1 protein-coding gene is annotated in these 8976 nt (G+C 74.7%); it reads right to left on the bottom strand.

Annotated features, from left to right (window positions below; genetic code table 11):
* Positions 1–8976, bottom strand: an 8976-nt coding sequence (locus ABZ497_RS36040; protein WP_359812188.1) for an SDR family NAD(P)-dependent oxidoreductase, incomplete at both ends; no start/stop codon positions are given.

Genomic DNA, 8976 nt, shown 5'->3' with positions numbered 1-8976 from the left:
AACCGCTGCTGCGGATCCGTCGCCACCGCCTCACGCGGACTGATCCCGAAGAACTCCGCGTCGAACTCCCCCGCGTCGTAGAGGAACCCGCCCTCACCGGACACGCTCTTGCCCACCGCGTCCGGATCCGGATCGACCACGTCGCCGGGCCAGCCGCGGTCCGTCGGGAAGAGGCCGATCGCGTCCCCGCGCGCCTCCAGCAGCTCCCAGAACTCGGTAGGGGACGACACCCCGCCCGGGAACCGGCACGCCATCCCGACGATCACCACGCGGTCGTCCTCGGCCGACGCGCGTCGGACCACGGACCGTGCGGAGCCCGCCGACACGGGATCGGCCCCACCGACCAGCTCGCCCACCAGGTGGCCGACCAGGGCCGCCGGTGTCGGGTAGTCGAACACGATCGTCGCCGAGAGCCGCAGGCCCGTCACATTGCCCAGTCGGCTGCGCAGTTCGACGGCGGTGAGCGAGTCGAACCCGACGTCCCGGAAGGAACGTTCGGCGTCCAGGCCGGCCGGTCCGGCCATCCCCAGCACCAGAGCGGCCTGCGACAGCACCAGCTCCCGCACCACCTCTCGCTGCTCGTCCGGCCCCAGCCCGGCCAGCCGCGCGGCCAGGGCGTTCTGGGCGCCGACGGCGGCCCGGCCCGCCGAGCGGCGGGTGCGGGAGCCCTGGTGCCCGGCGCGGACCAGACCGGTCAGCAGCGGCGGCACCTCGCCGGAGTTCCGCAGGGCGGCCAGGTCCAGCCTGGCCGTCACCACGAGCGGCGCGGCGGCGCGGGCGGCCGCGTCGAGCATGCCGAGCCCGTCGGCCGCGGGCAGCGGCCTCAGCCCCTGGCGGGACAGCCGGCGCCAGTCGGCGTCGGTGAGACCGCCGGCCATGCCGTCCTCCCACGGGCCCCAGGCCAGCGACACCGCGGCCAGGCCCTCGTGCCGCCGGTGAGCGGCCAGCGCGTCCAGGAACGTGTTCCCCGCCGCGTAGTTCGCCTGCCCCGGATTGCCCCAGACGCCGGCCACCGAGGAGAACAGGACGAACATGTCCAGGTCCAGGTGGCGGGTCAGCTCGTGCAGGTGCCACGCCGCGTCGACCTTCGGCCGCATCACCGCCGCCAACCGCTCCGGGGTCAGCGAGGCGACGAGCCCGTCGTCGACGATCCCGGCCGCGTGGACGACACCCGTCAGCGGCACACCCGCCAGGACGTCGGCGAGTTCCTCGCGATCGGCCACGTCACAGGCCGCGACCGTGACCTCGACACCCAGCCCCTTCAGATCGGCCACCAGCTCCGGCATCCCGCCGGCCTCGATGCCCCGACGCGACAGCAGGACCAGGTGCTCGGCATGCCCGCTCTCCGCGAGACGGCGGGCCACCAGACCACCCAACACACCGGACGCACCGGTGATCAGCACCGTGCCCGGACGACCACCCGAGTCGGCGGCAGGCGTCGACGGCACCCGCACCAGCCTGGGTACACGCACCTGGCCGGCCCGCACCGCGAACTGCGGCTCACCCGAGGCCACACCCAGGCGCAACCACTCTGCGGACATCTCGTCGACGTCGGCGAGAACGATCCGGTCCGGGTTCTCCGCCTGCGCCACCCGGACCAGACCCCACACCGGAGCCGCCGCGACCTCCGTCTGTGCCTCGGGACCGGCGTCGACGGCCCGCTCGGTCACCACCAGCAGACGGGACCCGGCCAGGGACTCCGCCGCCAACCACTCCTGCACCAGACCCAGCACGTCAGCGGTTGTGCGACCGGCCGCAGCCGGGACCTCGTCCATGGCGTCCGGCACAACCCGCACCACCACCACCTCGGGCACGACCTCCGCCGACGCCACCAGCGCGGCCAGATCCGGGAACGGCTCCGCACCCGCCAGCTCCGCCGTCCCGAGGACAGCCCACCGACCACCCTCCGTCGCGGCGCCGTCCAGAGCAGCCGGAACCCACTCCACACCGAACAGGTCACCATGGGCCGGCGCCGCCACCGCTGCAAAGGGGCGCAGGACCACTGAACCCACCGAGGCGATCAACGCACCCGTGGCATCGGCGAGGGTCAGCGACACGCCCTCACCCGAAGGCGTGACCCGCACCCGGGCAGCCGCCGCATCCGCGGCATGGACGACCACATCGCCCCAGGCGAACGGCACTTCCGGCCGCGCCAGGCGCTCGCCCGTGCCCACGATCACGTGGAGGGAGGCGTCCAGCAACGCGGGGTGCAGCCCGAACCCGGACGCGCTGACACCGTCCGGCAGCGCGACCTCGGCGAACAGCTCCTCGCCGCGCCGCCACGCCGCACGCACCCCCTGGAACACCGGACCGTAGGCGAGACCGCTGTCGACCAGGGCCGGGTAGAAGCCTTCGAGGTCCACCGCCTCGGCACCCGCCGGCGGCCACTCGGTCAGCGCCTCCCCCGCCTCCGGCGCGACCGGCGTCAGCGTTCCCGACGCATGACGGGTCCACTCCTCCCCGAACGCCGCGTCCTCGGCCTGGGCGTAGACGGCCACGGCACGGCGGCCGGACTCGTCCGCCTCGTCCACCGTGACCTGCACCCGGACCGCCCCTTGGGAGGGCAGCACCAACGGCGCCTCGATCACCAGTTCCTCGACCCGCCCGCACCCGGTCTCGTCTCCGGCCCGCACGGCCATCTCGACCAGCGCCGTCCCCGGCAGGACCACCTGCCCGGCGACCACGTGATCGGCCAGCCACGGTTGTCCGGCCAGCGACAGCCGCCCGGTCAGCACGAGACCCCCACTGGCCGGCAGGGTCACCGCCGCACCCAGCAGCGGATGACGCGCCGGTGACTGGCCCAGCCCGGCCGCGTCCACCGGGGCGGCAGCGGCCGGCAGCCAGTGACGCTGACGCTGGAAGGCATAGGTGGGCAGGTCGATCCGCTGGGCGCCGGTGCCCGCGAAGACCTCGCCCCACGCGACCGCCAGACCGCGCACGAAGAGCTTCGCGAGGGCGGTGAGCAGAGCGCGGGGTTCGTCACGGCCCCGGCGCAGCAGCGGGAGCCAGACCTCGGCGGCTGCCTCGCCCTCGGTGTCGATCCGGGTCTGCGGGCCCATGCCGGACAGCACACCGTCGGGCCCGATCTCCACGAACGTCCGCACACCGGCCGCACGCAGGGACTGCGCGGCGTCGTGGAAGCGGACCGCCTCGCGGACGTGCTTCACCCAGTAGGCCGGGTCCGTGACCTCGTCCATCACCGGGAGACCGGTCAGGGCGGAAACCATCGCCAGCTTGGGCACGCGGTAGCTGACGGCGGCGACGACGCGGGCGAACTCCTCCAGCATCGGCTCCATCAGCGGCGAGTGGAACGCGTGCGAGACCTGAAGGCGCTTCGTACGTGCGCCGGATGCGGCCAATTGTTCGGCGGCCTGCAGCACTTCGTCCTCGACGCCCGAGATCACCACCGCGCGAGGTCCGTTCACCGCGGCGATACCGACACCAGTCCGGCCCGCGATCGCTTCGAGGACCTCGCTCTCGGTCGCCTCGACGGCCACCATGGCACCGCCGGAGGGAAGTTGCTGCATCAGCCGGCCACGCGCGGCCACCACCGCACAGGCGTCCTCCAGCGACCACACCCCCGCCACATGCGCCGCCGCCAGCTCACCGATCGAATGACCGGCCACCACCTGCGGACTCACACCCCACGACTCCAGCAGGCGGTGAAGGGCCACCTCAACGGCGAACAGTGCGGGCTGCGCCCACCCCGTCTCGTCGATCGGGCCCTCACCCCGGATGACGGCGGCGAGGGAACCGTCCAGGTGCTCGGCCAGACCCGCGCACACCGCGTCGAAGGCGGCGGCGAACACCGGGAACGCCTGGTAGAGCCCCTGCCCCATGCCGACGCGCTGCGCACCCTGGCCGGTGAACACGAACCCGACCTTGCCCGCACCGCCCACGGACCCGGTCACCACACCCGGAACCTCACGGCCCTCGGCCAGTGCCGCAAGACCGGCCAGCAGCTCCTCGCGGTCCGAGCCCAGCACCACCGCCCGCTGCTCCAGCGCCGCCCGCGACACCGCCAACGACCAACCCACGTCCAGGACATCAGCATCAGCATCAGCACGCTCAACGAACGCCGCCAACCGCTCCGCCTGACCGGCAAGACCCTCCGCCGACCGCCCCGAGAGGGACCACGGCACCACCGGCAGGCCAACACCACCGGAACGGGCGACCGGAGCGTCCTGCACCGGTGCCTGCTCGATGATCACGTGCGCGTTGGTCCCGGAGAACCCGAACGAGGACACGCCCGCGCGCCGGGGATGCCCGGCATCCGGCCACGGCCGCGCCTCGGTGACCAGCCGGACCGCGCCCGATTCCCAGTCCACGTGCGAGGACGGCGCGTCCACATGCAGGGTCGCCGGCACCACACCGCGCTGCATCGCCGCGACCATCTTGATGACACCCGCCACGCCGGCGGCCGCCTGCGCGTGCCCGATGTTCGACTTCACGGACCCCAGGAGCAGCGGCCGGTCCTCCGGTCGCCCCTGGCCGTAGGTCGCCAGCAGCGCCTGTGCCTCGATCGGGTCACCCAACCGCGTGCCGGTGCCATGGGCCTCGACCACGTCCACGTCGGCCGCGGACAACCCGGCGCCGGCCAGCGCGGCCCGGATCACCCGCTGCTGCGACGGCCCGTTCGGTGCCGTCAGACCGTTGGACGCGCCGTCCTGGTTGACCGCCGTACCGGCCACCACCGCGAGCACCTTGTGACCGTTACGGCGTGCGTCCGACAGCCGCTCCAGCACCAGGACGCCGACGCCCTCGCCCCACCCGGTGCCGTCCGCGGACTCCGCGAACGCCTTGCAGCGCCCGTCAGCGGCCAGACCGCCCTGCCGGGTGAAGTCGATGAAGGTGCCGGGCGTCGACATCACGTTGACGCCGCCGGCGAAGGCCAGCGTGCTCTCGCCCGAGCGCAGCGACTGGCAGGCCAGGTGCAGCGCCACCAGCGACGACGAACACGCCGTGTCCACCGTCACCGCCGGGCCCTCCAGCCCCAGCGCGTACGCCACCCGCCCGGAGGCGACCCCGCCCGAGCCGCCGGTGCCGGCATAGCCCTCGACGTTCTCGGACACCGCGCCGAACGGCAGGTAGTCGTGGTAGATCAGGCCGGCGAAGACACCGGTCGCGGAGCCGCGTAGTGTGTTCGGGTCGATCCCGGCGTCCTCCAGCGCCTCCCACGACGTCTCCAGCAGCAGTCGCTGCTGCGGGTCCATCGCGATCGCCTCGCGCGGGCTGATCCCGAAGAACCCGGCGTCGAACTCCCCGGCGTCGTAAAGGAATCCGCCCTCGCCGGACAGGCTCTTGCCGACCGCCTCCGGGTCCGGATCGTGGACGTCCGGCGCCCAGCCGCGGTCCGTCGGGAACGGACCGATCGCGTCGCGGCGCGCCTCCAGCAGCTCCCAGAACTCGGTGGGGGACGACACTCCGCCGGGGAACCGGCATCCCATGCCGACGATGACCACCGGGTCCTCGTCGGCGGGCACGCCGGCCGTGACCGCGGGCGCGGCCCCCGCCGGGCCGGGCTCGGCCGCGCCGACCAGCTCGCCCAGCATGAACCCGGCCAGTGCCGCCGGCGTCGGGTAGTCGAAGACCGTCGTCGCCGACAGGCGCAGGCCCGTCGCCGAGTTCAGCCGGTTGCGCAGTTCCACGGAGGTCAGCGAGTCGAAGCCGGTCTCGCGGAAGGCTCGGCCGGCCTCGATGCTCTCCGGTCCGGCCATGCCCAGCACCAGGGCGGCCTGCGCCGCGATCACGTCGAGGACGGCGGCGGTCCGCGCGGCGGGGTCGAGCGCCAGGAGCCTGGTGCTCAGTGCGTTCCGGCCGTCGGCGGCCGGTCCGCCGGCCGTGCGCCGGGCGGGCGGGCCCGCATGCCCGGTTCGGACCAGACCGGACAGGAAGGGCGGCACCTCGCCCGAGCGGCGCAGGGCGGCGAGGTCCAGCTTGGCCGTCACCGTCAGGGCGTCGGCGGCGCGGGCCGCCGTGTCCAGCATGGCGAGACCGTCGGCCGCGGGCAGCGGCTTCAGCCCCTGGCGGGACATCCGCTGCCAGTCGGCCCGGTCGAGCTTGGCGGTCATGCCGTGTTCCCACGGCCCCCACACCAGGGACGCGGCGGGCAGACCGGCCCGGCGGCGGGAGGCCGCCAGCGCGTCCAGGAAGGTGTTCCCGGCCGCGTAGTTGGCCTGGCCCGGGTTGCCCCAGACGCCGGCGATCGAGGAGAACAGGACGAACATGTCCAGGTCGAGGCCGCGGGTCAGCTCGTGCAGGTGCCAGGCCGCGTCGGCCTTCGGCCGCATCACCGCCGCCACCCGCTCCGGGCTCAACGAGGCCGCGATCCCGTCGTCGACGATCCCGGCGGCGTGCACGACGCCCGTCAGCGGCACGCCCGCCAGGACGGCCGCGAGCTCGTCGCGGTCGGCCACGTCGCAGGCCGCCACCGTGACCTCGGCGCCCAGCGCCTCCAGGTCGGCGACCAGCTCCGGCATCCCGGCGGCCTCGATGCCACGACGCGAGACCAGCACCAGGTGCTCGGCCCGCCCGCTCTCGGCGAGGTGCCGGGCCACCAGACCGCCCAGCGCACCGGACGCGCCGGTCACCAGGACCGTGCCCGCCCCGGCGGCCGTCGCGGGCAGCGTCAGGACGACCTTGCCGATGTGCCGCGCCTGGCTCAGGAACCGGAAGGCGTCCACCGCGCGGCGTGCGTCCCAGCAGGCCACCGGCAGCGGCCGCAGGGCGCCCTCCTCGAACAGCAGGGTCAGCGACCGCAGCATCCGGCCGAGCACGTCCGGGTCCAGGTCCAGCAGGTCGAACGCCCGGTAGGCGACCCCGTGGTCGCGGCGCACCTGCTCCGGGTCCCGGATGTCGGTCTTGCCCATCTCGACGAACCGGCCGCCCGCGCGGGTCAGCCGGAGCGACGCGTCCACGAACTCCCCGGCCAGGGAGTCCAGCACCACGTCCACCCCGTGGCCGGCGGACGCGGTCCGGAAGGTCTCCTCGAAGTCGGTCGTGCGGGACGACGCGATGTGCGACGCACCGACACCCAGTCCGCGCACCGCCGCCCACTTGGCGGGCGACGCGGTCGCGAACACCTCCGCCCCCAGCTGCCGGGCCAGTTGCACCGCCGCGATGCCCACGCCACCGGCGGCGGCGTGGACCAGCACCCGCTCGCCCCGCCGCAGGCCGGCCAGCTCCACCAGCGCGTACCAGGCGGTCAGGAACACCAGCGGCGCACCGGCCGCCTCCGCCATCGTCCATCCGGACGGCACCGGGGCCAGCAGCCGCTGGTCGGTCACCGCCTCGGTGGTGAACGCGCCCGTGAACAGGCCCATCACCGCATCGCCCGGCCGGAGCCCGGTCACGCCCGGACCGACCTCCAGCACGACACCGGCGCCCTCCAGGCCCAGCCGGCCCGCGTCACCCGGGTACATGTCCAGCACGTTGAGCACATCGCGGAAGTTCACGCCCGCCGCACGCAGGGCGACCCGCACCTGACCGGCGTCGAGCGCACCCGCTTCCTCGCCACCCAGCAGGGTGAGGTTCTCCAGCGTGCCGCGCTCGTGGAAGCCCAGGCTCCACACCCGCTCCGCCGGGACCGGCAACCCCTCCGCGACGCGCGCCAGCCGGGGCACCCGCAGCTGGCCGGCCCGCACCGCGAACTGCGGCTCACCGGAGGCCACACCCTGGCGCAGCACCTCCATGGAGGCGTCCTCGACATCGGCGAGGACGATCCGGCCCGGATTCTCCGCCTGCGCCACCCGGACCAGACCCCACACCGGAGCGGCCGCGACCTCCGTCGGCGCCTCCGGACCGGCGTCGACGGCCCGCTCGGTCACCACCAGCAGACGGGACGCGGACAGGGACTCCGCCGCCAGCCACTCCTGCACCAGACCCAGCACGTCGGCGGCTGCACGACGAGCCCCGGCCGGGACGTCACCCGGCTCCGGCACGACCCGCACCGCCACGACCTCGGGGGCCGGCTCCGCCGACGCCACCAGCGCCGCCAGATCCGGGAACGACTCCGCGCCCGGCAGTTCCATGGTCCCGAGGACGGCCCACCGGCCGCCCTCCGTCGCGGCGCCGTCCAGGGCAGCCGGGACCCACTCCACGCCGAACAGGCCGTCGCTCGCGGGTGCCGCGGCGCCCGCGAAGGGCCGCAGGACCAGCGAACCGACCGAGGCGATCAACGCGCCCGTCGCGTCGGCCAGGGTCAGCGACACGCCCTCACCGGTCAGCTCCGGGGTCACCCGGACCCGGGCCAGGGCGGCGCCGGTGGCATGCAGGTCGACGTTCCCCCAGGAGAACGGGACCTCAAGCCGGTCCCGGCGCTCGCCCGTGCCCACGATCACGTGCAGGGCGGCGTCCAGCAGGGCGGGGTGCAGCCCGAAGTCGGCGGCGCTCACGCCGTCCGGCAGCGCGACCTCGGCGAACAGCTCCTCGCCGCGCCGCCAGGCCGCCCGCATCCCCTGGAACGCCGGTCCGTAGGCGAGGCCGCTGGCGGCCAGCGCCGGGTAGAACCCTTCGAGATCCACCGCCTCGGCGCCTGCCGGGGGCCACTCGGCCGGCAGGCTGTCGGCCGACGCCGTGGCGACCGACAGCGTGCCCGACGCATGCCGGGTCCACTCCCCGTCGGGCGCGGCCTCCTCGGCCTGGGCATAGACACCGAGCTCCCGGCGACCGGACTCGTCGGGACCGTCCACCGTCACCTGGACCCGGACGCCACCCTGCGCCGGGAGGACCAGCGGCGCCTCGATGACCAGCTCCTCGACCCGGGTGCAGCCGGCCTCGTCGCCCGCGCGCACGGCCATCTCGACCAGCGCGGCGCCGGGGACGACGACCTGCCCGGCCACCACGTGATCGGCCAGCCAGGGCTGTGCGGCCAATGACAGTCGCCCGGTCAGGACCACGCCACCGGTGGCCGGCAGGGTGACGGCCGCGCCGAGCAGTGGGTGTCCCGGGTTCTCCAGACCGAGGTCCTCGGCGCGG

This window comes from Kitasatospora sp. NPDC005751, from assembly GCF_040630835.1.
Taxonomy (GTDB): Bacteria; Actinomycetota; Actinomycetes; order Streptomycetales; family Streptomycetaceae; genus Kitasatospora.
The sequence above is the reverse complement of the archived record's forward strand: the minus strand, read 5'-3'. Positions and strand labels throughout refer to the sequence as shown.